Origin of the sequence: Candidatus Poriferisodalis sp. (genome assembly GCF_965221945.1) — a bacterium.
Classification (GTDB): Bacteria; Actinomycetota; Acidimicrobiia; order Acidimicrobiales; family Poriferisodalaceae; genus Poriferisodalis.
In genome coordinates, this window is record NZ_OZ244925.1 from 2626893 (window position 1) to 2653684 (window position 26792).

Sequence of the window (26792 nt, forward strand, 5' to 3'; positions counted from 1 at the left end):
GCCCCCCGTTGCCGGGAGGCCGTCGTGCAACCGCGAGCGCTTCGGGTCTACAAGAGTTCGCGTCCGAGGAGCTTGCGCTCGAGGCTGTACTTGCGAGCGCCCAGGACACCGATGATTCCGGCAATGGCGAACCACAGCAGCGGCACCTCGCCTCCGTGGCCGCCGAAGCCGGCGCCAGCCGGGAAGATGTGCGGCCAGATGCCGTTAGGCGCGTGAACGTCGAAGTACGCCCAGATCATCTGCACGACGAGCGCGCCGGCTGCGAGTCGGGTCAAGACACCTGTCGCTATCAGGATCGCGGCAATGAATTCGACCCACCCGGCGATGTCGACCTTGACGCCCAGCGGATGGTCGGCGGGAAAGCCCCAGAGCAGGAACGTCTTCTGGATCCCGTGCAGGAATGCGAAGAACGCGAAGAAGAGTCGGAAGAGGAAATAGAACTCCTCTGACCATCGTTCAAGAAATTGGCCGAAGAGCGGCGGTGACGCTGCTGTTGCAGCATCGCTCTGCATCTGCATGTTGAAGTCCTTGATGAAAGTGCATGCGACTGATGCATGCAACGTACGGCCAGTGACTCTATGTCCGCACGAGACCCGAATTCGGGATTTCTGGGCCGCATCTGGCCTGCGAACGAGATCGGCAACTCTGCGGCTGCCGCGTCCGGTGGCCGCGGCCTCAGGGGGATGATCGGCAACTCGCCCCGTCGGTCTGTTCCCAGGCTGAGGCTGTCGGCCAAGTGCTGGGTGGGAACCGTCAGCCTTCCGACATCTCGGCCATGGCTGCTTCGGACCGGCGCGCCATTTCTTCAGGATCAACGTCCTCGACGTGCGTCATGACGTTCCAGGCGTGGCCCCACGGATCCTCGAATTGCCCGGATCGGTCGCCATAGAACTGGTCCTCGACGGAACGCAGTTCGGAGGCGCCTGCCTCCAGTGCTGCAGCGAAAATGGCGTCCACGTCTTCCACATAGACAGTCATGTGGACCGGCGTCCCACCGAGACTCTTGGGCCCAACGAATCCCATTTCGGGGAACTCGTCGGCCACCATGATGAGCGAATCGCCCAGCGCCAGCTCGGAATGACCGATCTTGCCGCCCATGTCGATGCGCATCCGTTCGGTCATGCCCAAGACGTTGATGTAAAAGTCGATCGCCTCGGCGGCGCCGTCGACGCTGAGTGTCGGGGAGACACGTGGGTAGTCGTCAGGAATGGGTTGCACCATGATCAGCTGCTCCAGAAGTTCGTTGGCTCCACCTGGAGCGAATCGCAGTTCGGTCCGCCGGAGGGCGGGAGTGGCCTGACGCTAGTGGGCAAGCAGGACCTCAACAGCCTGCGAGACGGCTGCTTCGGCGCGAGCCTCGAGTCCTGAACCGTCAGCACTCGCAATTGGGTGCTCGATGATCGTGAACGGGTGCTCAGGCACGCCCTGGATCCGGGCCATCAACTCGGCCGCATCCACAAAGGCGCTGGTCATGACGCTGACGGCGGGAACTCCGACCCGCTCGACTGCGACGGCGTCGTGCAGACTGCACGACGAACAGCTGCCTCAGTCGCCGACGCCGGCCAGTACGGCATCCCAGCCCATTGCCTCGGTGAGCAGTTCGTGCTGCGCGGGCGCGCTGTAGTTGAGTTTGATCCTCCGGACCACCTTGGCCACGCCATGGCGGTCGCGCAGCAGACGCTCGACATGTTCAAAGAACGGCTTGGTGTTCTCCTTGCCGTTGGAGATGATGCCGATAGTGGCGCCCTTCAGGGTGGCGAGCCTTGCCGGCGCCGCGAACCCCGCAGGGTCTTGCTCGTGGGTCGGGTTCAGTATTTCCACGTCACGCCTCCTTGGGCGGCACCGCGCTCCCGCTGGCACCCGGCTGAGTACATGCTGCCACGAGGATCGCCCCGACCGGCATGCTCTGCGCCGGACTGGCCACTCTGGTTGGCAGGTCAGCCGTTGATGCTGTCGTAGCCCGCAAACAAGAACTCGAACGCCGCGTCGGCGGGATTCGCAGTTCCGAGCATCTCGCTGTACGGAAGCGAGGCGCCGCCGAACGCCGCGTCATTCCAATAGGGGTCGGCGCCATCCACCTCGCCCCATGGTCCGACGTATGCATAGGGGTACCGATGGGCTGCGTCGCCCGGAGACAGGCCGAATGTGGCTCGGGTTCCGCCTTCGGCATCGCCGATTGCTGTTGCGATGTCGAGGTGCCCGGGCCACAGCTGAACCTCGTCGGCGTCAACGGCGCCAGGCAATGCCCGCAGCTGTTCCAAGACGTCGTTGCCAAGTCTGAACCACGACACCAGATGTGCACCCACCTCGGGACTGACGCGCAGCCAGCGCTCGGCATCACCAAGCTCAGGACTGTCGTGCTCTCGAGCTTCCGTCCCCGGTGCGACACCCACGAAAGCTGCTGCCGCCGCCAGCGTCGTGATGTGGATGCTGCGCGGCACGCCGCCCTCTTCCGCGTGCAGCTCGTCGCCAGCGATCCACACGCGGCACTCCATCTCACCGGCTCGGCCCATGGGGACATCGAAGATTGGGGTGCCGAAACCTTCAGCCAGGCTCCGCAGACCGAACCGTCCTGTTGCGACACGTCGCGCCTCGCCGACCACCGCATACGCCAGCCGGTGGTAGTCCTCGACTGATGCCAGGTAGTCCTCCGGCAGTTCGGTGAGCAAACCGCCGTAGGCGTGCTTCGGCTGCTGCGGGCCGGAATTGTCCTTCATATTGCGAGTCTTGCGCGATGGACGGTCGGTTGGGTAGCGGGTTACAGGTTCAGCGCATTTCGCAGTCCACGCAAGCACCGACTGCGACTGTGGCGGCGTGGCTGCGGGTGCCCAACCAAGGCGGGATGACAGCGGCGAAGCCACCCGCAGGTCCTCCCGCAGCGACGATCAAGAGGTCTTCGGGTGCCTCAAGCGCCGGGTACTCGCGCTCGGCCCGGTCCTTGACGACCGCACCCTTGCCGACGGCGGCCCAGTCCCCCCGGCGCACGCGCGCTCGCTCGTGAACGCAGCTCGCGATGTCGTCCTTCGACCAGCCAGCCGTGTCAAAGTGCTCGCGCAGCTGCGGCGGCAGCACCACTGCGTAGTTGCCGGGCCAGATGGAGTAGTTGAGCTGGTTGGCCCGGATCTCAGCGGCGATGGTCTGGCACAGCTCGGCCGGGTCGGTCGTCCACTCGTTCATGATCTGGCGGGGCGCCATCGAGGCCACCGCCGTCACTGACGACACTTGGCCGCGTTCTACGGTCGTGGTGCCGAGCCGCTGGTCGCCCAGCGACACCCATCCGGTTGCTTCCTCGTCTTCCGCGATGCAGTAGCCGAGCTTGCCGGGGTGGCCCAGCGTCGAGCGGTCGATTCCGCCCGGCCGCACGTCGAGCACATTTGCCAGCACGAGGCGCACCGCCCGGCCGATGACCGCCCGTGACCGGTCGGCTCCCCCGAGCACGCTGAAGGTGGCATCCATCGCCAGCTCGTGCCTGATGGGGCCGTTCACGATCAGCAGCACGGCGCAACCGCCGGTGGAGGCCGTTGGCCCGTGGAGGCCGAATTCCGGCTCCAGCATGGCGGTGAGCGCCGTGACCACGACCGGAAAGTGCGGGGGCAGGCAGCCCGCCATCACGGCGTTGATGGCGGCCTTCTCTGCGGTGATTGCTCGGGCTCTCACGGGCTCGATGCCGATGAGGTGGTCCGGCGCCAGCATCGCCCACTCCAAGCAAGCCGCCACTGCGTCGGCGGTGGGGGGCACCACCGGCAGGCCGTCTGTCCAGCCGCGTGAGTGATACGCCTCCTGCGCGTCGGCAAGGTCGTCGACGTTGATGTGGCCCGACGTCAACTGCATGGCCGTGACCCTATGGCGACTACACGAACCGGGCAGCCGGTGAGAGCGCTGTGCGGCGTTAGTTGCGCTCCAACAGACCCGAGAGCAAGCCGCGTGAGTCGTCCGACATCGGTCCCGCTGCGTTGGCGAGCACCCGAGACGCCAGTCGTTCGAACGGCAGTGACTGCAGCCACACCCAGCCGGTGCCCGACACGGTCGCCAGGAACAAGCCCTCCCCACCGAAGAACATCGACTTGAGGTTGCCCGCCCGCTCGATCGTGTACTTGAGCGACGGTTGCAGTGCGACGAGGCAGCCAGTGTCGAGCCTGACGGTCTGGTTGTTCAACTGGACGGCCTTGATGGAGCCGCCAGCGTGCAGGAAGGTCATCCCGTCACCCGTCAAGCGCTGGAGGATGAAGCCCTCGCCGCCGAACAGCCCGGTGCCGACGCCGCGCTGCCACGCGATGTCGAGCTTGGTGCCCATCGCCGCGCACAGGAATGCGTCACGCTGGGCGATGATCTCGCCGCCCATCTCCGCGAGATCCACTGGGATGATCTTGCCTGGATAGCCCGCTGCGAATCCGACCTTGGCCTTGCCAGCGGCGCCCGTGTTCGTGAAGTGCGTGAGGTACAGCGATTCGCCAGAGATGACGCGCTTGCCGGCACCCTTGAGCTTGCCCCACATCCCGGAGTCCGGCGCGGAGCCATCACCCATGACCGACTCGAACGTGATGCCTTCCTCAATGAACATCATCGTGCCGGCCTCGCCGACAACGGTCTCGCCGGGATCGAGTTCGACCTCGACGAATTGCATGTCATCGCCGAAGACTTCGTAGTCGACTTCGTGGCTCTTCATGGCTATTGAGGGCTCCTCGTTCGCAGGATGCGTACGCGCGGGGCGCACGCTGCCCACGGTACCCCTCGGCCTGATGGCGCCTGGGGCGCGCGGGGGCACGGGAGTTGGTCTCGCTCAAGCTCTGATCGCGTCGGATCAGGCGCCCGTTTGCTACCGGTCAGGCTGAGGCTGCTGCAAGCCGGTCGCCGCCGACCGGCAGCTTTGACAGGTCGATGTCGTACAGCTCGGCCGAGTTGTTGCAGAGGATGTCGTGGGCCTGCTCAGGCGTGAGGTGTGCGGAGTGCTCGTCGAGCAGTTCCTGGCTCCACGGCCACGTGCTGTCCGAGTGCGGAAAGTCGTTCGCCCACAGCAGGCGCCGGTGGTTGACGTCGTTCACCATCTTGAACGCCACCCAGTCGTCCTGGAACGTGGTGTAGATGTGCTCGCTGAAGTATTCGCTCGGGAGCTTCGAGAGCTCCTGTCCCGGCGGCAGCCAGTACCGGTGGCGCTTGTAGGCGTGATCCATCCGGTACATGTAGTGCGGCACCCAGCCGGCGTCGGCCTCCACGCAGACGACCCGCAGCCCGGGGTTGCGCTCGAACACGCCGCCGAATACCAGCGTGCCCATGATGTCCTGGTTGGCCCGGATGATGGTCATGAAGGCGTTCGCCTTCGGGCCCCGGGTCCGGCCTTGGCCGCGGCTCGTCAGGATGTGCCAAGAGACCGGCAGGTTCAGGTCTACCGCCGCCTGCCAGAAGGGGTCCCAACGGGGATCGTCAAAGTCGAACTCGGTGTGCGGGTTGCCGGACATCATCACGCCGCGCATGCCCGCTTCGGCCATGGCCTCGATGTCTTCGATGGCCTCGGACACCGAGCGCAGCGCCGTCTGCCCGACCGCCAGCAACCGATCGGTGTCGACCGAGCAATAGTCGGCGATCCACCGGTTGTAGGCGTCCATGGCCGCCTTCTTGTAGTCGGGGTCGCTGTGATTGCACAGCACCATGCCGACTGACGGGTAGATCACCTCGGCGGAGACACCGTCGCGATCCTGGTCGGCAGTGCGCGTCGTCGAGTCGTAGCTGCTGCGCGGCAGCTCTTCGTAGGCCGCGCTGCGCTTCAGCTCCTCCGGCTTCTGGCCCGCCGCGGCGATGAGTCCCATGTCAATGGTGCGCTTCATGCCGTCGATGACGTAGACGTCGCCACGCTCTTCGGTCCACTGGACGTGCGGCGCGACGTCACGCCACTTCGGGTCGATGTAGTCCGTGTAGCAGTTGCGCGCCTCTGCGATGTGCGAGTCGGCGGAGATAATCGGATAGTCGACGTCCATATTCCCTCCTTCTGTCCAGGCCCGTCGCGGATCGTACTTTGCCGCCGTACGCCGCGACCGGGCTAGCCAAGCGCAACGACCGGAGCTAGTCCCCGCTACCGCGACGACGCATCCCTTCCTCGGCCTCGCGTACGCCGCCGAAGAAGTCGTCCTGACTTGCCGCAAGCCCGACAGACGACATTGTGCGCCGATCTCGCTGTGCACGGCTCACCGACGCGAAGGCCTCGTCGATGCCTTCGTCGGACGCCTCGTAGTTCTGCACGCTCCGGGCGTCGAACCCCAGGCGCGCCGATTCGGAGTACGAGTCCTGGTTGGCGCCCATGTACACAAACGCCCAGCCCTGCTCCCGCCGCTTGGTGATGAGGTTGTGGATGTCGGCTGCTGAGTAATCGGTGCTGGCATTCTCGAGACCATCGGTGACGATGACCAAGGTCTGATCCTCGGGCTTCTTGCCCGCCTTGGCGCGCTGGGAGACCCGCTGGTCGGCACCACTGATCAGTCTCGCGACAGCGTCAAACAGCGGCGTCAGTCCCCGCGGCTTGTACCGCTCGAGGAAGTGCGGATCGGCCTTGTGCACCGAGACGTCGTCGACGAGTACCTCAAACGGCGCTTCCGAATCGAACTGGGCCACCGTGAGCCGGCATGTGCCCGGCTCAACCGCCTGCTCGGCGATGAAGCGACCCACGCCCTTGACGACGGCAGCCTCCCGACCCGACATTGAGCCCGATCGATCCAACAGCATCCACACCTTCGACCGGTCCGACGACGGCCCATCGCCGCTCCTCTTGCCGCTCTTGGTGCTCTTCGCCTGCCGTGCGTCATCCGCCGAAGTTCCGCGGTCGTCGCCGCGCTCCCAAGGTGCCGTGCCGCTCCGCTCGAGCTGCCCGTTCGTTGAACCGTCGGCTGTTGTTGATCCCATGTCTCTTCCCTTCGTCCAGAGCCCAGCGCCCTCGCCATAGCGGCCGGATTCGCTGGTTGCGGTGCCGTACTTCGGCCGCCGCCTCTCTCATTTCCAAGGTAGAGAGGGGGTGTTACAGCTATAGGTGCCCGTCACCTGCGAATCGATCTGAGAAACCTCGTCGGCCCTAACCTCCACGAGGTGGACGAGGAACTGCCAGACACGAACGAGGTTGCTGCTCACCGTCCGGAAAGGGAAGGACCACCCTCGGAAAGTCCCGACCCGATCGCGCCGGACCCCGCTTCTCCGGCCGAACCAGAGTTCGAGAATGACGAAGCCGGACGTCTCAAGCGTCTTGCTGACACCGCACTTGCCACCGGCAAGCAGGCGGCCGATGCGACAGTCTCCGGAAGCCAAGAGGCGGCCGAGGTTGTCGGCTCGGCCGGAGTGTCGACAGCTCGGGCCATCGGCAATAGCGCCAAGACTGCAGTGACAACTGGTGCATCAGCAGCGCAAGCGGTCGGCAGTGCAACCGCCAAAGCGAGTGTTGCCGGTGGACAAGCCGTCGGCAAGAGCGCTCGATGGGTGTTCGATTCGACCAGTGCAGCCACCGCGCAGGCGTTCTCATCTGCACAAGCGCTCGTGGCCAGTGACCTGTCGACGACCGTCAACGAAATCGTCGCTGCCGCCGTCAAGGGCGCTCCGACCATCTTCGACAAGGCGATGGATACTGCGTTCATCGAGAGCGGCGTCGGCGGCAGCTACCACCGGCTCTTCGATGGCGGACACACGATCTTCGGGGCATTCAAGGCGTCCCACAACGCATCCCCAGACGATTCCCTCATCCAGGAAGCTCTTGGCGCGATCCAGGGCCTACTGCGAGACGTGTCGACGCCGCGGGGACTGCCCCTCGCCACTTGGGACAAGGAGACCTTTGACGCCGTTGCAGCTTCGCTGGACTCAAGTTTCGGCATACCCAAGAAGTGGTTCTACGACCTGAATACCTACGACGCCGGCGACCTTCTGGGAGGAACCGTCGGCGTGGTTTCGGTGATCTTCGGCTGGAATCGAGCCGACACCGAGACATTCGCGAGGCTCGCGGCAGGCATTGGCATGTCGGCCGCCGTCAGTGTGAACCCGCTACTGATGCCGGTGTCGGTCGTTGCCTTGGCGCGCGCATTTCACAAGGCGAATTCCTCGAACGAGTACGCCGAACTTGCCGAGGGTGGGCTCAAGGGCGCACTTACGACGGGATCCAGTTTGGGCGCCGTAGCGCTCGTCGGCGTCGCAGGCGGCCCCGCCGGCGTCGCGATGCTGGTGGGAATCACTGTGGGGGTGCTCGCCCACACTGCCACCAAGGACGTCACGCTGCTGGATGCGATCAGCAAATTCGTCAAGGAAGATGCGGCCACAGTGGCCCGCCAAGTCTCCCAGCAAGCCATTGCCATTGGCGATGCCATCGGGGGTCCCGCTGCCGACAGCGGCCGCGCCGTCGCGGGCAGCACGGCGAGCGCGGGCAAGTTCGTTGCGGGCTCAGCATCGGCTGTCGGCCGACTGACCGCCGACCAAGCAGCAGCAGCCAGCCTCGCGGCGGCGAGCGGCGCGACTGGGACTGGTCGCTTGGCAACGCGTGGCGTTGCCGCGACAAGCGCCTCAATCGGCTCGGCGGCTCAGCGAGCCAAGGAACTCGTTCATCGCGACGAATCAGTGGATCTCGAAGACGACGAATCGGCCCCGCCTACGGCCTGACGACGGTCGCCGCCTCGGGGCGCTGCAAGGTTCAGTAGATCTTGGCGTCGGCTCCGCTGGCTGCTTCCGCGACGCCGGACTCGCGGGCCGTGCGCAGGTCGCGGGCCATGCCGCGCCCAAGCGCCATCGCATCTCCCGCGACGGTCTGCATGCGGAAGCCCTTGCCGCGGCGATCAGCCGACAGCGCCGCCGTCGAATGGATGCCGGCCACCACCCCGTGCGCGGCGCAGCGCTCCGCTATGTGCTCGAGCGCGGCCTTGTAGTCGGCATGGTCGTCGGTGTAGCCGGGGCCGTAGCCGTAGCTGATCGACAGGTCGGCGGGGCCGACGTAGATGGCATCGACGCCGTCGATCGCCAGGATCTCATCGAGCGCCTCGACCGCCTGGCGGGTCTCGATCATGGGAATGCAGGCCGTGGTGGCGTTCGCGACGTCGAAGTAGTTCTCCCCCGCTGCGGCCCGTGCGGCCACGAGCACCGGGCCGAAGCTGCGAGCACCGAGCGGCGGGTACTTGCACGCCGTCACTGCAGCGTGCGCTTCGGCAACCGAGTTCACCATCGGGACGACGACACCCCGTGCGCCGGCATCGAGCACTCGGCCGATGATGCCAGGCTCATTCCACGGCACGCGCACGATGGGCGTGCCGCCGCTCATCTCGATGGCCTGCATCATCTCGACCGCGACCTGGTAGTCGGCGACACCGTGCTGCATGTCCACGCAGACATAGTCGAAGCCGGCTCGTCCGGCGATCTCGGCTGAATGGCTGGAGGCCATCGAGAGCCAGGTGCCCAATGTCTCACCCCCGGCCGCCCAGGTGTCCATCATCGTGTTCGGCATGAATGTGTGCTCCCGTGTCTATTCAGCCCGTTCGTACAACCAGCTCCGCAGGTCGGCTTGAGCCGATGCGCTGCGCGCAGACCCCGCTTCAACAACTGGCAGCCGGCTCCCAGCGGCTCAGGTCTCGAAGATGTCGCGCAGGATGGCGTTTTCCTGCGTCTCGACCAGCGGCGCGATCTCCTTCACGAACTCCAGCCACTGGGCGTCTTCGAAGAGCGCTTTGCGCTTCTGGGCCCGCTCCTCGAGCGAGTCGTAGCGCCACATGTGGATGATCTCGTTGATGCCGCCGAACTCGGTCGTGTAGTAGCGACCGGCTCGCCGAGGTACTTGCGCTGTGCCTCGTAGCCCTTCTCGAAGTACTCCTTGACCCAGCGGTCGGGTGCGCCCACCTTCAGCCGGTAGCGCCGCATCTCCACAAAACTCATGGCTGTCTCCTTCGACGTGTCGCACCGTGCCGAAACCGCTCGCGGCCCGCACCGTAGCGGCCGCGCAACGCTCACGCAGATTGCAGAGCGCTGCACGGCCGCGCTCCGACCGTCGACAGCGCCGTTGATTTCATTTCAAGTCAAATCTGGAACAAGCGGAATTCCTATTCCACTTCACTGGAATAAGCTCTAACGTTATTCTCGTTTCAGCCATAAATTAGAATAAGAACTATCAAGCATCGAATCTCCGCCCCGCGGATCTCGGTCCTTTGCCCTCAGCTTGCTAACTGTATTACATGTCTGTACTATTTCAATAATTGTCTATAATTTCTATATATTTCTATATGATCATGATGTCGCATGTCTGTCCAAGACCCTGGAGTTCCTGTGAAGGCACCGACTGGCCGCTATGAGACCATCCGCACCGGCGAGGAGGAATATCGGGCGTTCGTGCCGGACCCGCTGCCGCCACCTGCCGCACTCATCACCAGCACAGAACTGACCGCAGCGACTGAGCGCGCAGCCCTAGCGCTGGGACGGCTCGATGGGGCAGCGCACGTATTGCCCAACACCGACCTGCTCTTGTATTCGTGCGTCCGCAAGGAGGCGGTGCTGTCCTCCCAGATTGAGGGCACCCAGTCGACGCTGTCAGATCTGTTAGTTCACGAACTCGGCGCGACGCCAGACGTGCCCCTCGACGACATTGCCGAGACATCCAACTACGTCGTTGCCGTGAACATGGCGTTCGAGCAGATGGCCAGTCCTACGGGCTTGCCGCTGTGCAACCGTCTGCTGCGCGACGCCCATGCCATCGTGCTGCGGAGTGGACGCGGTGCCGAGAAGCTGCCAGGAGATTTTCGTACATCGCAGAATTGGATCGGCGGCTCACGTCCGGGCACCGCGCGGTTCGTGCCACCGCCGCCGCACCTTCTCGGCGAATCGATGTCACGCCTTGAATCCTTCCTGCACGACAGCACTGATGGGTTCCCTGCGCTGGTTCGCTCGGGACTCGCTCACGTGCAGTTCGAAACCATCCATCCCTTCCTCGATGGCAATGGACGCATCGGACGCATGCTCATCGTGTTGGCGCTGCACAACGCAGGGGTTCTGCGTACGCCGCTGCTCTACGTCAGCTTGCACTTCAAGCGGCATCGTCATCAGTACTACGAGCTTCTTGATGGAGTTCGGCAGCACGGCGACTGGGAGCAGTGGCTGCTGTTCTTCATGGATGCGGTCACCGTGGCAGCGGATGACGCCACAGACGCAGCAAGGCGACTGCGGACGACCTTTGATGCCGATCGCGCCCGCTTCCACGACCTCGGCCGGCTCAGCGGTTCAACGGCTCACATCCACGATGCTCTCACGGCGCGGCCTGTGCTCGACATCGCCACCGCGGCTGAACTTGCCGGCTTCGCCGTAACGACCGCAACGCACGCTCTCGAACGTTTGTGTGCCATGGGCATCGCTCAAGAACTCACCGGTCAGCGGCGAAACCGGCTCTTTGCGTACACCGAGTACCTGGACATTCTCAGCGAGGGCACCGAGCCGCTGTAGGACGGAATCGGACCGCCCAAAGGAGTGAGCGAGCGACGAGGGATTGGCCGGGTCTCCCTGCCGACGGTGCTCAGCCTCGGAGGTCCCGGACTCGCTGGGCCTTGCCTTCTGAGCGGGGAATGCCGTCGGGCTCGACCGTCCTGACCTCGACGGCGACGCCGATGCGTTGGCGAACGGTACTGGCGAACTCCTGGGCGATCGTCTCGTGATCGGTGGCATCAGGCTTCGGCTCAAGCACGGCCGTGATGCCCTCCATGCGCCCGCGCTCGTGCACCTCCAAGAAGAAGTGCCCGGTGAGCCGGGGGTGTGCCGACACCAGCTCCTCGAACTGGCTGGGGAACACGTTGACGCCGCGAATGATGAGCATGTCGTCACTGCGGGCGGCAACCCGTCCCATGCGACGCATCGAGCGGGCGGTGCCAGGTTGCAGCGAGCAGATGTCGCGAGTGCGGTACCGAATCACCGGCATCGCGACCTTGGTCAGCGACGTGAACACCAGTTCGCCGGTCTCGCCCTCACCCAAGACCTCGCCCGAATCGGGATCGACAATCTCGGGATAGAAATGGTCCTCCCAGATCGTCGGACCGTCCTTCGTCTCGACGCACTCGTTCGCCACGCCGCCGCCGATGACCTCCGAGAGGCCGTAGATGTCCACGGCGTCGATGCCGAACGCGTCCTCGAGCTCGGCCCGCATCGCCTCCGACCACGGCTCCGCGCCGAAGATGCCGACCCTCAGCGAGGTCGACGCGGGGTCGATGCCCTGCTTGCGGAACTCGTCGGCCACCACGAGCGCATACGACGGCGTCGCACACAGCACGTCGGCGTCGAAATCCACGAGCAGCTGCACCTGTCGAGCGGTCTGGCCGACCGACGCCGGCACCACCGTGCAGCCGTACTGCTCAGCGCCGTAGTGCGCGCCCAGCCCACCGGTAAACAGGCCATAGCCGTACGCGACATGCACGACATCGCCGGGCCACACACCGGCGGCCACCAGCGAGCGCTGGAACACGTGGGACCACATATCCAGGTCGGACTGGGTGTAGCCGACGACCGTCGGCTTGCCGGTCGTGCCAGACGAGGCGTGGACCCGCACCACCTGTTCCCGGGGCACGGCGAACATCCCGAAGGGGTAGTTGTCACGCAGCTCCGCCTTTGACGTGAACGGGAACCGCTGCAGGTCATCGAGGCTGCCCAGGTCTGCAGGGTGAACGCTCGCTTGGTCGAACAGCTGCCGATATACCGGTACGTGGGCGTAGGCGTGCGCCAGGCTCCACTGCATCCGCTCGAGCTGCAGGGCGCGAATCTCGGGGATCGGGGCATTCTCGATGGTGTGCAGGCCCCGCCCTGCAATGGGTTCGAACTTGGGCATGTGGCGGTTCCTTCCGCGCTCGGATGATGCCGGGTGGGCGAGTTGGGAGCTCGGCTTCCTAGTGTTGCAGTCTGTGCGGCCGCTTCTGCAAGAGGCGGCCCGCTGAAAGGATCCCCGAATCCGATGACCGACTTCCGCTTCACCATCCTGGTGGTGCCCTACATGCGCCGTCGCGGCGAGCAGATCGGCCTCGCCGGATCCATTCCAGAGCGCTGGCAGACCCTCATGGACCACATCCGGACCCAGATGCAGTTCGCGGAGTCGGTGGGCTATGACGGCTTCGCCATGACCGAGCAGCACATGCAGGTGGAAGGCATCGAGACCACCACGAACCCGCTGTTCTGGGACTACTTCGTCGCCCAGCACACCGAGCGCATGCGAGTCGGGCAGCTCGGCATGAATCTGACCGCCGTCAATCCGATCCAGCTCGCCGAGAACATCGCCATGCTCGATCACTTCACCGGCGGGCGAACGTTTGTGGGGTTCTCACGCGGCAACACTCCTCGCTGGACGGGAACGTTCGGCCAGCACTTGGGCATCACCTCCACCGAATCCGACAAGTCCGAGTCGGACCAGCGCAACCGCCGGGCGCTGTATGAGAACTGGCACCTCATCAAGTCGCTGTGGACCCAGGAGAAGGTATCCATCCAAGGCGAGTTCTGGCAGGCCCCGCCCGAGATGGAGTGGCACTTCCCGCCCACCGACGACTTCGATCCGACTGCGGTCGACGAGAACAAGACACTGAGGGAGATCGGCATTGTTCCCCGGCCGCTGCAGCAGCCGCACCCGCCGGTGTACGCACCGTTCAGCTACAGCATGGAGACGTCAAAGTTCTGGGCGCGCGAGGGCGGGAAGATGGTCAGCTTCGTCGCACCCGAGCGGCAGAGCTTCATTGGCACAGCGCTCGGCATCTATCTCGAAGAAGCCCACAACTCGGGGCGTGAGACCACGGCGGCAGATGCGCTGGCGATCGGCGGTCACCTCACGATGGGCCGCACGCCCGCTGAGGCCGCCGACCTGTATGCCGGCTTTGAAGAGCTGTTCAACTGGGCCTACAACGCACCCCCCTATGTCGTGCCGATGGGACGCGTGTGGCGTGGTAGCCGGGAGGAGGAACTCGACCACGTCGCCTCGTTGCACGAGGAGTTCGGCGTCACCGAGTTCTTCCTGTGGCACCACGTCGGCTACTTCGAACAGGACGAGGAGCTGGCCATGCTCAACGAGTTCGCCGAGGGCGTCATCGCTCCCCTGCGGGCTCGCTCGTGAGCCGGGCCGCAGCACTGTGACCGAAGCGACAGGCCCAAGCTCCGGCGTTTCGGCGCTGGACAGTCGCCGTCGCGCGGTCGTCGTGGCGATGGCGTTCAAGGTCGCACTGGCGATGTGTTTCGTGGTGGCGATCGTCGTGCCGCTCGACCATCTCGAGGGCAAAGGAATGCTGTTCCGCTTCCCGCTGTTCATGCTGTCAGCGGTGGTGGTGCCGTTGGCGTGGCGCGGACGATTCCGGCCCTACCCCGCAACCGCGGATGTGCTGATTGTGGCCCCGTTCCTCATCGACACGCTCGGCAACCTGGCCTACGTGTATGACACGTTCGAAGCCACCGATGACGTGCTGCACACGCTCAACTGGATCCTGCTCGTCGGTGCGTTCCATGCATGGCGCTACCGCCGCGGAGGGGCCAGCCTGTCCCGCGCCGATGCTTGGCTGCTCGGCGCCAGCCTGGGAGCGCTCGCCATTGTGGGCTGGGAAGCCGCCGAGTGGATCGTGGCTGAAACCGGCGCGGGCGGCGGACTGGACCTCACCTACGACGACACCGTCGCCGATCTCGTGCTGTCCACCGGCGGCGGCATGATTGGATCAGCAATCGCGGTTGCCCTGTTCCCACCCCCACGCGCCAACTCAAGTATTGAAAATTCATAAAATAACTTGAAAGGAGCTATTGGCTGTTGTAGAGACTGCGGGTGTCTCCGACTCCGCCAGCTCATCGTCGATGTCGCTGTCAGATTCGCGCCGACAGGTAGCGTGAGGTGGAACCCCATATTCGACCCGCCGCCCGCAAGCACGGCATCAGCGACGCCGACATCCTTCACGCTTATCGAAACGCCTTTGATGCACATGAGATTGAGGACATGACCATGATCATCGGAGGGGATCGCTCGGGTCGACCCATTGAACTCGGCGTTCGGCGTCTGGAGCCGATCCCAGAAATTGTCCACGCAATGCCAGCACGGCCGAGATTCCTGCGGCATCCCTGGAATGGTGCTCGATGATGAGGCCCACCATCGACGAGCTCATCGACAATGGCGATTGGGACGAAGTCGCGCGACGCTTCGAAGGCTTCGATGTCGAGCGGGCCGTTCGCCGCCCAATCTCAGACTGGTGGCTCCGCTGTGCCGCCGGCGACCCCAAGAGTCCTGACGATCTGCTTCGAACCAAGGTGGCTGCCGCCCGCGCCGACGGCGTCTCATGGCAGCGCATCGGCGAACTTCTGGGCGTGCCCGAGGCAGAAGCCCAGCAGCGCTACGACTCGCCCAGCAAGCCCTCCTGATAACAACCACCCTCACAGCAGCACAACACGACAAGGCTCGCGGCCAAGCGGCTCAAGCTGCTCCACCAGCCTCCCGACGCCCTACGTGCGTCTCCAGCACTCGACGAATGAAGTCCACGACCTTCTCGGCACCGCTCGCGTTGAGGTCTCGGAAGAGCGAGGTCATGAGTTGGAGACACTCGACCTCGCGTTCGGAAATCTGCTGACGATATGCGAAGTGCGCCCAGTCATTTCGGAAGTCGCGCAACTTGTCAAACGGCTTCTCTCGAAAGGCGGATTCGCGAAGACTCGGAAAGCAGTGCTTGACCTTGGACCAGTTCATGATGACGAAGCGCAGCCAAAGTTTGGGGTCATGTGAGAGTTCCGGCATCAGGAGAGGGTGATCCGCTGCCCTCATCGCCGCGTCTCGGAGCCACTGCGCACTGCGTTCTCCAGATTCCGCAAGAAAGCAGGATTGCAGTTCTGCCCCCAGGATCCGAAGCGATCGCTCAACGAGGTCGCGTTCGTCGTCGACGAGCGAATAGGGCCAAACTGACACCAAGGTGTCTCGTCGCATGCCGGTGATCCCGGTGCCAAGCCACGCATCCTGCACTTCGTCAGGTGCCCGAGCAGCACCGAAAGCCCAGCGAACGCGTTGACCCGCCTCTTCGAGCTCGCGCCATCGCTCATCCTCAAGTGGACCGGACCTGTACCCGTCGTCGTGACCGCTGCGCAGGAACTCATTTACGGGCAACCGGTGGTGAGCGTCTCCTTTGAGGCCGGCAACCCAATGCCAGCCGTCGACTTGCACCACTGCTTGGACAATCCCTTCGTGGAACGCAACCGCGTACTCCACATCCAGGGCAACTCGATCGTTCAGGGCTTGTACGTCGTTCCCCGGCATCTCCCACCAGCCGCGCATTGAGTTGACGGCCTTCTGCGGCCAGTCGCCTTGCTCGTCGCCTTCGCGATATCCGCTCCGGTATTTCTTCTTCGTCCGATGGCTGAGCCGGAACAAGACGGCGGGAAACTCGTTGCGGGGATCATTCCAATCGTTCTCTGCAACCACGATTGCCCAAGACCTCCTTGACCGGCGCGGGTGAGATTCGCGAGCGAATCAGCAGTTGCCAAGCCGCCGCGCATAGTAGGGCCGCGCATCAGGTCAGAGCGAGCGGAGGCAATCGAAGTTGTCGTCAAGGACTGCGTCCTGCATGCGCTATACGAACGGCGCGAGACGCCGGCTCCCGTGGTTGCTGCTCGTCATCGGCGGATCCCAGCGGTCGCAAGACACAGTCATGACGACTGGAGTGCCACACCATCGCTTCGCCGATGATCTCAAGCTGTCTCTCAGCGGTGCTCTGGAGAATCCAGCTTCGGTCGAATTCCGCGCGGCCAAGCGCCGCAATCTCGACCAGCTTGTTGCACGCATCGAGAATGTCGTGGACACGCTCGGCGTCGCTGCGAGTCACAGAAGTATTGCGTCCTCGAACATTCCCCGGTGGCTCTCACGCACTGCCGAAGAATCAACAACGTCGACATGCTGGCCGAGCAATTCCGTCAAGTCCACTTGCAGGCCTGCAATGTCGAATAGGTCAGCGTCGACGGCGAATTCGACGAGGAAGTCGTAGTCGCTCCGGTCCGTGTCCTCGTCTCGGGCCACCGAGCCAATAAGCGATATCGACCGCGCCTTGGCGCGTTCCGCGGCGATGCGGATCGCTACCCGATGAGTCTCGAGCACGGCGTCGCGACGGTTCACATTTTCGACTGTACCGGCGCGGTTGCCGACGATCGCCCGCAGCCAAAGCAGCTCGGAGCGGTGCCGCCATTCGACACGGTCGCGGCCAGCTTGCAGTGCCACACCGAGACACCCATCGTGCAGGTCGGTCAGAGCGAGCGGAGGCGTTCGATTGCCGCGTCGAGGACGTCGTGCTGCTTGCAGAACGCGAAGCGCACGAGGTGGCGGCCCTCGTCGACATTGTCGTACATGACCACGTTCGGCACTGCCGCCACGCCGATCCGCTCCGGCAAATTCCAGCAGAATTCGACGCCGTCGTCGTGCCCGATCGAGCGGATGTCCGCCGTGATGAAGTAGGTGCCGGACGGCTCGAAGACTTCGAGACCGGTCGAGCACAGGCCAGCGGACAGCCGGTCCCGCTTGGCACGCAACTCATCGGCCTGGGCCTTGAAGTAGTCATCGCCGAGGTCCAGCCCTACAGCGATCGCGTGCTGGAACGGACCGCCGCTCACGTAGGTGAGCCACTGCTTGGCCGTGCGCACCGCCGCAACCAGCTCCGGGCGTGCGCAGACCCAGCCGATCTTCCAGCCCGTCACGGCGAAGGTCTTGCCACCGCTCGAGATGGTGACCGTGCGGTCAGCCATACCCGGCAGCGTCGCGATCGGGATGTGCTCGCCGTCGAAGGTGAGGTGCTCGTACACCTCGTCGGTGACAACGATGAGATCTCGCTCGACGGCCACCGATGCGATGGCTTCCAGCTCCGCCCGGCTGAACACCTTGCCGGTCGGGTTGTGCGGGCTGTTGAGCACCAGCAGCCGGGTGCGCGCCGTCACCGCCGCCGCCAGCTCGTCAGGATCGAATCCGTAGTCGGGCGGCCGCAGGGTCACCACCTTGCGCACCGCTCCCGCCATGGAGATGACTGCGCCGTACAGGTCGTACCAGGGCTCGAAGGTGAGCACATCGTCGCCCACCTCAGTCAGCGCCAGGATGCTCGCGGCCAGCGCCTCGCTCGCGCCCGCCGTGATGAGCACCTCGCTGTCGGGGTCGACCTCCATCCCCCAGAACCGCTTCTGATGCCGCGCAACCGCATGTCGCAGCTCCCCGATGCCGATGCCCGGCGGGTACTGATTCGCGGTGCCGCTGCGAATCGCCTTCACCGCGGCTTCGAGTACTTCGATCGGTCCGTCGGTGTCGGGGAAGCCCTGGCCGAGATTGATGGCCCCGGTCCGCACCGCCAATGCAGACATCTCGGCGAAGATCGTCGACTGGTAGCCCTGCAGACGCGAGTTCAGGTACGGCAGCCGTGCCACGTCTCTGATCGTACGACGACGGTCAATCAAGATGGCCCAATAGTCGGTACCCCGGGAATTTGACTCGGTATCGCAACGATAGGCAGGTAATAATGACGGCCATGCCGACACCAGAGCTGAACCCCCATGTGCCCGCCCGCTACGACACCGCCGGGGTTGACCTCGTGTCGGTAGACGGCGTGCTGTCGACTACCCGCTCCGTGCGGCTCCGTCTCGACTTGGAGCGAGAGATCCCCCAGGACCTCGTGCTCGACTGCATCGACATCGCCGAGCAGGGTCCTGGCGGCGGCAACCAGGCAAGCCGGCGCTGGCTGCTGATCCGCGACCCCGCCCAGCGGCAGGCAATCGGCGAGATGTACGACTCGGTTGTCGGCGCATTCATGCGCCAAGGCCGCGATGCCACAGCGGGCACCGGCCATCCGATGGAACAGGTGATGAAATCTGCCTCCCATCTCGCGGAGCACCTCGCGGAGGTTCCGGTCATCGTCATTCCCTGCGTGTGGGGTGTGCACGACGACAGCGGCAAGCCCGGACTCTTCGACTCCGTGCTGCAGTCGGCGTGGAGCTTCTGCCTCGCGGCCCGTGCACGTGGCATGGCGACCGCGTGGACCACTGCGATCCTCAACAAGGAAGACGAGCTGCGCGAGCTGCTGGGCATTCCTGACGGGGTCACCCCGGTCGCGCTGCTGCCGCTGGCGTTCGCGAAGGGCACGGACTTCGGGGCCATCCCGCGCCGTCGCGCCAACGAGATCGCCTACGTCGACGGCTGGGGCCGCACCTGGGAGCAGCGGGGGAACGAAGCGACGGCTCGCGCCATCGGTGAGGGGCCCGGTGCCACGTTCGAACTGGATATCGACGCATCGCCCGAACGTCTCTGGGAAATCGTCAGCGACATCAATGTGGGCGCGAATTTCTCCGAAGAGTTCGTGCGAGCCGAGTGGGCCCCCGGCTACGACGGTCCCGCCCTCGGCGCCAAGTTCATCGGGCACAACCAGCATCCCGCCATCGGCGAGTGGAACATCGATCTCACCATCACCGAGTACGAGCCGAACGTCCTCTTCGGCTGGGCCACTGGCGAGACCGAGGATGTCGCCGGCGCCCGCTGGCGCTACGAGATCGACCATCTGCATGGTCAGCGCTCGCGGCTGCGCCACACGGTCCGCCTCGGACCCGGCCCATCTGGCCTCAGCGCCGCGATCGAAGCGATGCCTGACAAAGAGCCGCGCATCGTCTCGCGGCGCCAGAGCGAGCACTTGGCGAACATGAAGCGGTGCGTCGAGGGCATCAAGGCACTCGCCGAAGGCAACACTTGAGCGAAGACCCGACAACGGGCCGTTGGGCGCCGAGCCCGACCGGCGATCTGCACCTCGGAAACCTGCGCACCGCACTGCTGGCGTGGCTGTTCGCTCGCTCGGACGGGGGGCGGCTGCTGTGGCGGTTCGAAGATCTCGACGGTGCCGTGCGGCCGCAGTTCTACGACTCGCAGCTGCGCGACGTTGCCGCGCTGGGACTGGACTGGGACGGCGAGCCTGTGCGCCAGAGCGACCGGATGGAGCTGTATCGCGATGCCATCTCGGACTTGATCCGACGAGGACTCACCTACGAGTGCTTCTGCACGCGACGCGAGATCACCGAGGCTGTAGCAGCACCGCACGGACTGTCGCCCGAGGGCGCATACCCTGGCACCTGCAGGCAATTCACCCGCGGCGAACGCGAACGGCGTCGCAGCGACGGCCGTCCCCCGGCCCTGCGATTACGCGTCGACGCCAGCGACTCGGGCCACGCCGAGCTCACGGTCACCGATCTGCAGCTCGGCTCGTACACCGGCATCGTCGACGACTTCGTGCTCCAGCGGGGGGACGGCACCCCGGCGTACAACCTGGCGGTCGTGGTGGACGACGCAGCCCAAGGCATCAACCAGGTTGTCCGGGGCGACGATCTGCTGACTTCCACGCCACGCCAGGTGCACCTCGCAGCACTGCTCGGCGTCGAATCCCCGTCGTACGCGCACGTTCCATTGGTGCTGGGTCCGCAAGGTTGGCGCCTCGCGAAGCGGGATGGCGCCGTGACTCTGGCGGACTGGCGGGCGCTCGGCGAGACCCCGCTCGATGTCACGAATCTTCTCTTGGCAAGCCTCGGGCTGAAACCCGCCACGTCCACCCAGGACCTGGCTGCAATTGCCGCAGTCTTCGATCCCGCGGCGCTACCGAACCAGCCGTGGGTCTGCACACCTCCACCCGCGGGCGACAAGCGTGACCGTCGCGGACACCGCGACAATGATCGGGATGCTGCTCGCCGTGAGGCCAATTGAGCAGCACGCAGAGGTCCCTAAGATCAAGCACGGACTGCGGGGACCCACCACCTGATTCCAGTCACGGCCGCCTGATCGACCGCAGCGGGAGACACACCATGTCCGGCAAGAATGCGAACGTATTCGCGGAGGCGTACCGTCGACTGACGGCACCAAAGCCGATGGCGGACCAGGTTGATCTGTCAGGTCGAAGCGCCGTCGTCACTGGCGGCGCCGCGAACTCGATCGGCTACTACGTAGCGAAGGCCCTCGCCGCATGGGGCGCCGACGTCGTCGTCACTTCACTGGGCGAAACCGACACCTTGCAGAGCAAGTTGTGTGACGAGCTCCGCGCCGACGGCGTCGATCAGGGCCGGCTGGTCGCACAGCCCGTTGACCTGGCTGATCCCCTGAGCGTCGCCGCCTTCGCGCAGTGGCACCGGGAGCATCACGGGGACGAATTAGACATCCTCGTCAACAACGCCGGCATATTCAGCGACATCGCCAAGCGCGCCAAGACGCCGATCCTTGCGGGCGACGGCACCGAAGTTCACTGGCGAGTAAATTTCCTCGGCACATTTCACCTGACCAGCCTGCTGTTGCCCCGGTTGCAGAGTGCAGGTGAGCGAACGGGCGATGCCCGCATCATCATCACTTCGTCAGTCGTGCACGAGAAGGGCAGCAACGCGCGCTTCTTCTCCGAGCCGCCCCTGCCATATAACTCGTGGGATGCGTATGCACAGTCAAAGCTCGCTCTCGTGCATCTCGCTCTTGAGCTGCAGCGTCGCTTTGCGGACCAATACGGGCTCCAAACCGCCGCAGTTCACCCTGGCGACGTTCGCAGCAATCTCACGAATGCGGGCCTAGGCCAGCAACCGGTATTGAGGATGATGAATCGGTTGACCAGTCCGCTACAGGCCCCGTTCTTCCTCAGTCCGCTCCAGGGGGCTCAAACGACGATCGCGTGCGCAACGATGATCCCGTTGCGAGGGGGCGAGTACTACGAGACCTGTGCCGTCTCGCGAGCTTCGGAAGAGACCCAGGACAGCGACACAGCGCGGCGTCTATGGGACGGTGCTCAAGAGTGGGTAAGTAGCCTGCCGAACGGTTAGCACGAAGCTCGATCCGCAGCAGCTCGGCCCTACTCCATCACCCGCAGCTGGCCCGGGATGAACATCTTCTTGAGCTTGCGGCCCGAGAACATCGGCGCCACTGCTATCGCAACCAGCGCCGCAAGGAAATAGGCCGCCATCTCCCACCAGCGGACTGACACCAGCATGCCCACTTCAGGAATGGAGGTCGGCATCAAGAACAACGCCATCCACAGCAGCAGCGCGTAGCCGAACAGGGCGCCGAGTACGACCGCCACCACACCTAGCAGCAAGCCCTCTATCGAGAGGTTCGCGATCACCCTTCGCACGGGAATGCCGTAAGCGAACATCGTCGCATGGTCCCGAGCCCGTTCGTCTACGTTGATATTCGCCGTGTTGAAGGCAATCAGCATGACCAAGAGGATCACGAAGATCCGTGTGAGGATGAGCACGCTCCTCGATTGATCTAGTGCGTCCTGCAGCGACTTGAACGACTCGCTCATCCCCTGCACCAGTGCCACACCTGTACCGGTGCCGAAGAGCGAGCGCTTCGCGTCGTTCAGATTGCTGCCATCCGCTGGCACGCCGGTCACGATATTCGCGAGTCCTCCGAAGCCCCAATCGGCTGCGGTCGAGAGGTCCATGTAGGAGTTGACTCGCAGCGGATGCGGGTGTGTGGCGAGGACGGGCAGCGTATGCGTGCCATAGGCGAACGTCCCGTCGACGATCTCAGGATGGGTGACGATGACGTCGTCGCCGACTCCGACGCCGAAGTCCCGCGCAGCCTTGTCGGCGAGCACGATGCCCGGCACCCCCGGTTGCAGCTCTCCCTCCGACACGGACGGTGTCCACACGTTGCTGCCGAAGTCGACGAACCGGACGGAAAGATCGAGCCGGGTTTGCTCGTCAATGTTCTCGGCAGGTGCCTCGGCGATGACACTCGCCCCAAGCCTCAGCCCGGTCTCGCCGAGTTGCACCGTTGAATCGCTGAGCACGTCTTGCACTCGCGCAGAATCGACTGGGTAGAACGAGTCGAGTTGCACCATGAAGCGCTCGGGTTCATCTCCCTGCAACTCTCGATTGCCTTCGTCGAAGGTGGTGGAAAACGAAGTGTTCAGACCCACCATGCTGAACATGATCGCCAAGCTCGTTGTGAACGTCAGCAAGGTGATGAAGGTGCGGCGGGGTGCCCTCATCAGGTTCCTTATGGGCATCCGCTCCAGACTGCGACCGGGCAACGGCAGGCGGCTGAGGATGGGTGACAGACCCCCTCCGCGTGATGCCAGATGGCCCGGGCGTATCGCCTCGACCGGTTGGACCCGTACGGCGCGTAGAACGGGCACGAGCACGGCCAGCATTGGCACCACGAAGCCAATCGCCGCGGCTCTCGCAAAGAAAACCCACTGGAAGGGCATCTCAAACAGCGGCAATATGACCCTCTGTTGAATGATCCCCGCTGTTTGGAAGGCCAGCGCGAAGGCGACGCCGATCCCGAGAATGACGCCTAGAACACCAATCTGCAAGCCGATAAGCAGGGGTCGGATGGCGATTGATCGGGGAGATTCACCCAGCGCCATCGCCGCGCCCATCTCTCGCCGCTGCGCTTGCACCATCCGCGCCGAGAAGTTCAGCGTTGCGAAGGCAGCGCCGACGAAGAGCAAGAGCGACATGACGTCGTAGATGCTCTGATCGACCTCCGGCGATCCGAGCAGTGCGATGTACGACGGCCACTCCTCGCGGGTGATCGTTTCCAGCAGAATCCCGTCCAAATGAATAGCGGCCGCGTCGATGAGCTGCTGCGACACTGCGTCAGAGTCGGCACCTGGCTCCAGCGTCATCACGAGGTCGTTGACTGCGCCGGGCCTTCCGGAGATGTCCTGCGCGTCGGCTAGCTGGGCGAACAGCACAGCCAAGTTGGACTGGCCGAGCGAACCGTTGCCCTCGAGGATGTCGAAGTACTCCGGTGATGCGGCGTGGCCGACGTAGTCGACGCGTACATCGCCTCCGACAGTGAGGCTGCCGTGTGTCGGCAGATCCCAGAACGATGCAAAGTTACGTCCGAGCAGAACTCGGGGCGTGTCGGCGCCCGATGGAGGCAAACCGTCGCCTTCGATGACCTCGACGCCGTTGACGCTTGGCCCTCCGCCTGAAGTGTCGACGCCGACGATGCGCCCGTGCACCAGTAGCTCTTCGCCATCGGCGGTGGTCTCAACCTGGGTGCCAAGGAAGAGGCGTTCGTTGTACTCGTCGATGCCGTCGATTTCGCTGGCAATCTGTGCGAGCGAGCCAACGGGTACATCTCCGCCCCCGCCGACCGTCGCCCGCAGGTCGAACATATTGGTGAGCTCGATGCTCTTGTCGGTGGACGCGTACCGCCACTCGGTGACGCTGCTGAGACCGGCGTAGCTGCCGATGCCAATGGCGATCGTGAAGGCAATTCCAACGATCTGGATCCAACGCTTTCGCGCGTCCCGCAGGGACCACCGCAGCCGGAGAAACCACACGTTCGAGACCTACCAGTGCAGCTCGGACAGCGGAGTCTTCCCGCCCTCAGGCGGACCATCGCTGATGATGAGCCCGCTGCTCATCTCGACGACGCGGTCGGCCATCCGTGAGATCTCGCGATTGTGCGTCACCACAAGCACTGCCCTGTCGTTGTTGGCTTGCTCGGCGAGCAATTCGAGAATCTGGGCACCGGTCTTGAAGTCCAGCTCGCCCGTGGGCTCGTCGGCGAGCAGCACTGGGTTGCCGGTGGCCAACGCGCGCGCAATCGCTACGCGCTGCTGCTCGCCGCCCGATAACTCATGCGGGAAGTGCCCGAGGCGGTGGCCGAGCCCGACGGACCCAAGAATCTCGGTGGGGTCGGCCGATCCGCTCTTGCCGGATACGTCCATCCCGAACTCGACGTTCTCGGTCGCGGTCAAGCCGGGGAAGAGATTGAAGCTCTGGAAGATGAAGCTCACCGTCTCGCGCCGCAGCGCGAAGAGCTCGCTCCGGCTGGACGCCGTGAGATCACGGCCGCCGACATTCACCGTTCCCGATGACGCCGTGTCCAGTGCGCCGATGATGTTGAGCGTGGTGGTCTTGCCGCTCCCGGAGGGTCCGAGCACCACGACGAACTCGCCGGCGTCGACATGCAGGTCGATGCCATCGAGCGCGGTGACCAATACGGGGCCGACTTCGTAGTGCTTGGTGACGCCTTCGAGATCGATCACGGCACAGAACTCCCCGTTAGCAAAAGGAACCGGCGCGGACAGGGCCAGCGGTACCGGCCCAACGCGCAGCCGAGTCGCAAGGCATCAAGTAACAACGGACATAATCCCAAGTCAATTGAGCCGTTGTCTATCACAGCCCGATCTTTGGCATCTGCATCTCAATGCATCAAGCTGTGCCCACATTGCGTGCACGAACTGCCCAATCTCAGCAACTTGGCCAGTAGCTGAGCGGTCGCTGTTCGGGTGGCGGCACCGGCCGGTTGGCCAGCATCCGAAGGTCCGAGATGAGCACGCGGCGGGTGTCGGCCGGGTCGATCATCTCGTCGATGCGCATGGTGCCGGCCGCGTCGAAGGGATTGGTGGCTTCGGCTACCTCGGCAACCAGCTTCAGGCGTTCGGCTTCGCGTTCGTCGAGATCGGTCATCCGATCCAATTTCGAGCCGAATGCTACGTTCACGCCGACTTCGGGATCCATGAAGCCGATCTCGGCACCCGGCCAGCAGTAGATGCCATGGCTCGGCATCCGTGAACCATTCATTGCCTGCCATGCCAAGCCGAACGCCTTGCGAAGGCAGACCGTCAGCGTCGGCGTGGACGCGTTCTGCAGAGCGTGCATCATGCGCATGCCCCAATGGAGCATCAGGTCGTGCTCGACGCGCTTGCCGACCATGAATCCGGGGACATCCACGAGGAAGATCATCGGGATGTTGAACGAGTCGCACACGGTGGCCATGCGGATGATCTTGTGGCAGGCCTGCGGGTCCAGCGTTCCGGCCTGGAACATCGGATTGTTCGCTATGACGCCGACGGGGTACCCGTCGAGCCGCGCCAGCGCGCACACGACGTTGCGTGCGTAGTTGGGCTGGAGTTCCAGGACCGACTCGGGATCGCAGATGCGGGCGACGACGCGTCGCATGTCGTAGCCGCGCGTGCGCCGGGCGGGCACCATCCGGGCGAGTTCAGGATCGGACTCGTCGCCACCGCGGGGTTCGGCTCGGGGTGCCGGCTCCCAGGCGTTCGACGGCATGAACGACAACCACCGGCGGATCGCTGCGTAACCCTCCTCGTCGGTGTCGACGCCGAGGTCGATCTGGCCCGTCTTTCGGGCGTGCACGTCAACTCCGCCGACGTCTTCGAACGAGATGACCTCGCCAGTCGCGATCTCGAAGACCTTCGGCGAAGTGACCGCAAGGCACGAGCCACGCACCATGACGACGTAGTCGCTCAGGGCCGACACAAACGACGAACCGCCGAAGGACTGACCACAGATCATGGTGGCCATCGGCACCCGATGCCGCCGGCGGGCCATCTCGAACATGGCGCCTGGTTCGGAGATGCCCTCCGAGCCCATCAGGTCGGGAATCCGGCCGCCGCCGGTCTCGCCGAAATGAACGATCGGAATGCCCATGGCGAGCGCACGGTCGAACAGGCGGCTCTCTTTGCGGGTGCCGACGATCGAACTCGAGCCACGCAGCACCGTGATGTCGTCGCCGAAGACGGCCACTGGGTGCCCGTCGACGTTGCCGTGTCCACCGACCTTGCCATCACCCGGGGTGATGTCGCGCATCTCGGGGCGGAGGGAGCGGCTGAAGGTGCCGATCTCGCGGAAGCTGCCTTCGTCGACGAAAGCGTCGATGTGCTCGCGGACCGTCCGGTCGCCTTCCGCTGCCATGGCGCGGACCTTCGACGCACCGCCCATGTCACGACGGATCACCTCGGCTCGAGCCTGCATCTCGGCAACCCGTTGCTCGTGGCTGATCGCGTCGCCGTCGCCGTACTCAGGCATCGCTCTCCTCCTCAGGTGTTGAACAAGTCATGGATGCC

General features: G+C 64.4%; 25 protein-coding genes. 8 read left to right on the forward strand and 17 right to left on the reverse strand.

Annotated elements, in window-relative coordinates:
* Positions 1-47: 47 nt before the first annotated feature.
* The 8 genes from ACOQPH_RS12180 to ACOQPH_RS12215 all read right to left on the reverse strand — a co-directional run bounded on the left by ACOQPH_RS12180 (position 48) and on the right by ACOQPH_RS12215 (position 6891).
* Positions 48-518 (reverse strand): DoxX family protein, encoded by a 471-nt coding sequence (locus ACOQPH_RS12180; RefSeq protein WP_420621653.1) that lies wholly within the window; start codon positions 516-518, stop codon positions 48-50.
* Positions 519-753: 235 nt separating this feature from the next.
* Positions 754-1221: a VOC family protein gene (locus tag ACOQPH_RS12185; protein WP_419554318.1), complete on the reverse strand. Its 468-nt coding sequence runs from the start codon at positions 1219-1221 to the stop codon at positions 754-756.
* Between the two features lie 81 nt (positions 1222-1302).
* On the reverse strand, positions 1303-1821 hold the full coding sequence (locus ACOQPH_RS12190; protein ID WP_420621654.1) for a UGSC family (seleno)protein: 519 nt from the start codon (positions 1819-1821) through the stop codon (positions 1303-1305).
* Positions 1822-1937: 116 nt separating this feature from the next.
* Positions 1938-2717, reverse strand: a complete 780-nt coding sequence (locus ACOQPH_RS12195) for a hypothetical protein (protein WP_419554320.1) — start codon at positions 2715-2717, stop codon at positions 1938-1940.
* 49 nt (positions 2718-2766) lie between these two features.
* Positions 2767-3831: a hypothetical protein gene (locus ACOQPH_RS12200; RefSeq protein ID WP_419554321.1), complete on the reverse strand. Its 1065-nt coding sequence runs from the start codon at positions 3829-3831 to the stop codon at positions 2767-2769.
* A gap of 58 nt (positions 3832-3889) precedes the next feature.
* Positions 3890-4666, reverse strand: a complete 777-nt coding sequence (locus tag ACOQPH_RS12205) for a TIGR00266 family protein (RefSeq protein WP_420621655.1) — start codon at positions 4664-4666, stop codon at positions 3890-3892.
* A gap of 157 nt (positions 4667-4823) precedes the next feature.
* On the reverse strand, positions 4824-5972 hold the full coding sequence (locus tag ACOQPH_RS12210; RefSeq protein WP_419554323.1) for an amidohydrolase family protein: 1149 nt from the start codon (positions 5970-5972) through the stop codon (positions 4824-4826).
* A gap of 85 nt (positions 5973-6057) precedes the next feature.
* Positions 6058-6891, reverse strand: coding sequence for a vWA domain-containing protein (locus ACOQPH_RS12215; protein WP_419554324.1), 834 nt, complete (start codon positions 6889-6891; stop codon positions 6058-6060).
* Between the two features lie 180 nt (positions 6892-7071).
* Between ACOQPH_RS12215 and ACOQPH_RS12220 the strand changes: the two genes are divergently transcribed.
* Entirely contained in the window at positions 7072-8619 is a 1548-nt protein-coding gene (locus tag ACOQPH_RS12220; protein ID WP_420621656.1) for a hypothetical protein, read from the forward strand.
* A gap of 31 nt (positions 8620-8650) precedes the next feature.
* On the opposite strand, the gene ACOQPH_RS12225 is transcribed toward ACOQPH_RS12220, so the two are convergent.
* Positions 8651-9454: an HpcH/HpaI aldolase family protein gene (locus tag ACOQPH_RS12225; RefSeq protein WP_420621657.1), complete on the reverse strand. Its 804-nt coding sequence runs from the start codon at positions 9452-9454 to the stop codon at positions 8651-8653.
* A gap of 117 nt (positions 9455-9571) precedes the next feature.
* Positions 9572-9904, reverse strand: coding sequence for an NIPSNAP family protein (locus ACOQPH_RS12230; RefSeq protein ID WP_420621658.1), 333 nt, complete (start codon positions 9902-9904; stop codon positions 9572-9574).
* Positions 9905-10266: 362 nt separating this feature from the next.
* Here ACOQPH_RS12230 and ACOQPH_RS12235 point away from each other — a divergent pair, with 362 nt between their 5' ends.
* Positions 10267-11433 (forward strand): Fic family protein, encoded by a 1167-nt coding sequence (locus ACOQPH_RS12235; RefSeq protein ID WP_420621659.1) that lies wholly within the window; start codon positions 10267-10269, stop codon positions 11431-11433.
* Between the two features lie 70 nt (positions 11434-11503).
* Here the strand turns inward: ACOQPH_RS12235 and ACOQPH_RS12240 are convergent, their stop codons facing one another.
* A complete protein-coding gene (locus ACOQPH_RS12240; protein WP_420621660.1) occupies positions 11504-12802 on the reverse strand; it encodes an AMP-binding protein in 1299 nt (432 codons plus the stop codon).
* A gap of 123 nt (positions 12803-12925) precedes the next feature.
* On the opposite strand from ACOQPH_RS12240, the gene ACOQPH_RS12245 reads away from it, so the two are divergent.
* From ACOQPH_RS12245 to ACOQPH_RS12255, 3 genes are all read left to right on the forward strand, one after another.
* Positions 12926-14068 (forward strand): LLM class flavin-dependent oxidoreductase, encoded by a 1143-nt coding sequence (locus tag ACOQPH_RS12245; RefSeq protein WP_420621661.1) that lies wholly within the window; start codon positions 12926-12928, stop codon positions 14066-14068.
* A gap of 16 nt (positions 14069-14084) precedes the next feature.
* Positions 14085-14720 carry a hypothetical protein gene (locus ACOQPH_RS12250; protein ID WP_420621662.1) on the forward strand — a complete coding sequence of 212 codons (636 nt, stop codon included), beginning with the start codon at positions 14085-14087 and terminating at the stop codon, positions 14718-14720.
* Between the two features lie 346 nt (positions 14721-15066).
* Positions 15067-15348 (forward strand): hypothetical protein, encoded by a 282-nt coding sequence (locus tag ACOQPH_RS12255; protein WP_420621663.1) that lies wholly within the window; start codon positions 15067-15069, stop codon positions 15346-15348.
* A 52-nt stretch (positions 15349-15400) separates the two neighbouring features.
* Here the strand turns inward: ACOQPH_RS12255 and ACOQPH_RS12260 are convergent, their stop codons facing one another.
* The 3 genes from ACOQPH_RS12260 to ACOQPH_RS12270 all read right to left on the reverse strand — a co-directional run bounded on the left by ACOQPH_RS12260 (position 15401) and on the right by ACOQPH_RS12270 (position 18309).
* Positions 15401-16396 (reverse strand): hypothetical protein, encoded by a 996-nt coding sequence (locus ACOQPH_RS12260; RefSeq protein ID WP_420621664.1) that lies wholly within the window; start codon positions 16394-16396, stop codon positions 15401-15403.
* 396 nt (positions 16397-16792) lie between these two features.
* Positions 16793-17083: a nucleotidyltransferase family protein gene (locus tag ACOQPH_RS12265; protein WP_420621665.1), complete on the reverse strand. Its 291-nt coding sequence runs from the start codon at positions 17081-17083 to the stop codon at positions 16793-16795.
* 128 nt (positions 17084-17211) lie between these two features.
* Positions 17212-18309: a pyridoxal phosphate-dependent aminotransferase gene (locus ACOQPH_RS12270; protein WP_420624352.1), complete on the reverse strand. Its 1098-nt coding sequence runs from the start codon at positions 18307-18309 to the stop codon at positions 17212-17214.
* Positions 18310-18473: 164 nt separating this feature from the next.
* On the opposite strand from ACOQPH_RS12270, the gene ACOQPH_RS12275 reads away from it, so the two are divergent.
* The 3 genes from ACOQPH_RS12275 (at position 18474) to ACOQPH_RS12285 (ending at position 21774) form a co-directional block, all read left to right on the forward strand.
* A complete protein-coding gene (locus ACOQPH_RS12275; RefSeq protein ID WP_420621666.1) occupies positions 18474-19685 on the forward strand; it encodes a nitroreductase family protein in 1212 nt (403 codons plus the stop codon).
* Positions 19682-20683 carry a tRNA glutamyl-Q(34) synthetase GluQRS gene (gene gluQRS / locus ACOQPH_RS12280; RefSeq protein WP_420621667.1) on the forward strand — a complete coding sequence of 334 codons (1002 nt, stop codon included), beginning with the start codon at positions 19682-19684 and terminating at the stop codon, positions 20681-20683. Before ACOQPH_RS12275 ends, gluQRS begins: the two co-directional genes overlap by 4 nt.
* Before the next feature lie 98 nt (positions 20684-20781).
* Positions 20782-21774 carry an SDR family NAD(P)-dependent oxidoreductase gene (locus ACOQPH_RS12285; RefSeq protein ID WP_420621668.1) on the forward strand — a complete coding sequence of 331 codons (993 nt, stop codon included), beginning with the start codon at positions 20782-20784 and terminating at the stop codon, positions 21772-21774.
* 29 nt (positions 21775-21803) lie between these two features.
* On the opposite strand, the gene ACOQPH_RS12290 is transcribed toward ACOQPH_RS12285, so the two are convergent.
* The 3 genes from ACOQPH_RS12290 to ACOQPH_RS12300 all read right to left on the reverse strand — a co-directional run bounded on the left by ACOQPH_RS12290 (position 21804) and on the right by ACOQPH_RS12300 (position 26754).
* On the reverse strand, positions 21804-24257 hold the full coding sequence (locus ACOQPH_RS12290) for an FtsX-like permease family protein (protein ID WP_420621669.1): 2454 nt from the start codon (positions 24255-24257) through the stop codon (positions 21804-21806).
* 9 nt (positions 24258-24266) lie between these two features.
* On the reverse strand, positions 24267-24968 hold the full coding sequence (locus ACOQPH_RS12295; RefSeq protein ID WP_420621670.1) for an ABC transporter ATP-binding protein: 702 nt from the start codon (positions 24966-24968) through the stop codon (positions 24267-24269).
* 205 nt (positions 24969-25173) lie between these two features.
* Positions 25174-26754, reverse strand: coding sequence for an acyl-CoA carboxylase subunit beta (locus ACOQPH_RS12300; protein WP_420621671.1), 1581 nt, complete (start codon positions 26752-26754; stop codon positions 25174-25176).
* Between the last annotated feature and the right edge of the window lie 38 nt (positions 26755-26792).